This is a genomic window from bacterium (assembly GCA_035945995.1).
In the GTDB taxonomy this organism is placed as follows: Bacteria; Sysuimicrobiota; Sysuimicrobiia; order Sysuimicrobiales; family Segetimicrobiaceae; genus DASSJF01.
In genome coordinates, this window is the sequence record DASYZR010000168.1 from 1 (window position 1) to 1683 (window position 1683).

Sequence of the window (1683 nt, forward strand, 5' to 3'; positions counted from 1 at the left end):
GGAAGCCTTGTCGACGTCAGCGGGGACGGTGGCAGGCATGTTGGTGTGGATCGCGAGCAATCCCTCAGGTGCCTGCAAGCCCATCTGGTCGACGACGAAGGCGCCCCAGTCGCCGCCTTGGGCGACGTAGCGGGTGTAGCCCAGGCGCGTCATCAGCTGCGCCCAGGCCCGGCCCATGCGCTCGGGGCCCCAGCCGGTGCTCGTCGGCTTGCCGGAGAACCCGTAGCCCGGCATCGACGGGATCACCACATGGAAAGCGTCCGATGCGCTCGCGCCGTGGGCCGTCGGGTTGGTCAGCGGATCGATGATCTTCAGCTGCTCGATGATCGAGCCTGGCCACCCGTGGTTGACGATGAGCGGCAACGCGTCCTCATGCTCCGAACGGACGTGGATGAAGTGAATGTCGAGGCCGTCGATCTCGGTCATGAACTGCGGCAGGGTGCTCAGCTTCGCCTCGCACCTGCGCCAGTCGTAGTCCGTGGCCCAGTAACGCGCGAGTTCCTGGATCGTCGCCAGCAGCACGCCCTGCGACTGATCTGCGACGGTCTCCTTCTCGGGCCATCGCGTGGCCGCGATGCGGCGGCGCAGGTCGGTGAGCTTGTCTTCCGGAATGTCGACGTGGAATGGATGGATGCCACTGGCGGTCTCGACGGTGCTACTCATGACGACCTCCGTTGTTGGTGGGGGCGGCGATCAACGCAGTGACCGGAACGCGGCGCGTACCTCGGTGGTGAAGAGCTCCGGCTCTTGCCAGGCGGCGAAGTGGTTGCCCGCGTCGACCTGGTTGAAGTAGATGAGGTTGGGGAAGGCCTGCTCGGCCCAGCTCCGCGGGGCTTGATAGAGCTCGTTCGGGAAGACGGTCACGGCGGCCGGGACGGTGACGCCCTTGAAGTCGAAGAAGCCGAGCTTGTTCTCCCAGTAGAGACGGGACGCGGAGACCCCCGTGTTCGTCAGCCAGTAGAGCGTGATGTTGTCGAGGATCTCGTCGCGTGTCAGGTTGCCGACGGGCTGTCCGCCGGCGAAGGCGGGCGTGATGTCCGCGAGGCTCCACGCGTCGTGGTCAAGCATCCAGGCGGCCAGGGCGATGGGCGAGTCGGCAACTCCGCACAGCGTCTGGGGGCGATTCCCCATCTCGAGTGCGTAGCCGATGCCCTTTGTGTAAAGGAAGCTCAGCCTATCGTAGGCGCGTTGTTCGTCGGCGGACAGGCCGGTCGGGGCCGGGTCGCCGGCGCCGAGCACGTTGGACGCGATTGCCTTCGAAATGTCGGGTGGAAGGGCGCCGGGCATGTTCGTGTGGATGCCGATCAGCTCGGGAGGCGCCTGGGCGCCCATGACTTCGGTGATCAGCGCGCCCCAATCGCCGCCTTGCGCCGCGAATCGCGTGTAGCCGAGGCGCTTCATCAGCTCGGTCCAGGCACGCGCGATGCGGGCGACGTCCCAGCCGGTCTGGTCCGGCTTGGCGGAGAACCCGTAGCCCGGCATCGACGGGATGACCACGTCGAACGCGTCGCTTGTGCTGCCGCCGTGTGCCGACGGGTCAGCGAGCGGGCCGGCGACGTTCAGCATCTCGACGACCGAGCCGGGCCAGCCGTGCGTGATGATCAGCGGCAGCGCATTCTCGTGCGGCGACCTGACGTGGATGAAGTGGATGTCGAGGCCGTCGATCTCGGTCATGAACTGCGG

Annotated in this window: 2 protein-coding genes; both read right to left on the bottom strand. The window is 66.7% G+C overall.

What is annotated here, in order from left to right; genetic code table 11:
• Positions 1-663 (bottom strand): epoxide hydrolase (locus VGZ23_19820; GenBank protein HEV2359845.1); only part of this gene is annotated, 663 nt, incomplete at its 3' end.
• A 30-nt stretch (positions 664-693) separates the two neighbouring features.
• Positions 694-1683: alpha/beta fold hydrolase (locus VGZ23_19825; protein ID HEV2359846.1), on the bottom strand; the 990-nt coding region annotated here is incomplete at its 5' end.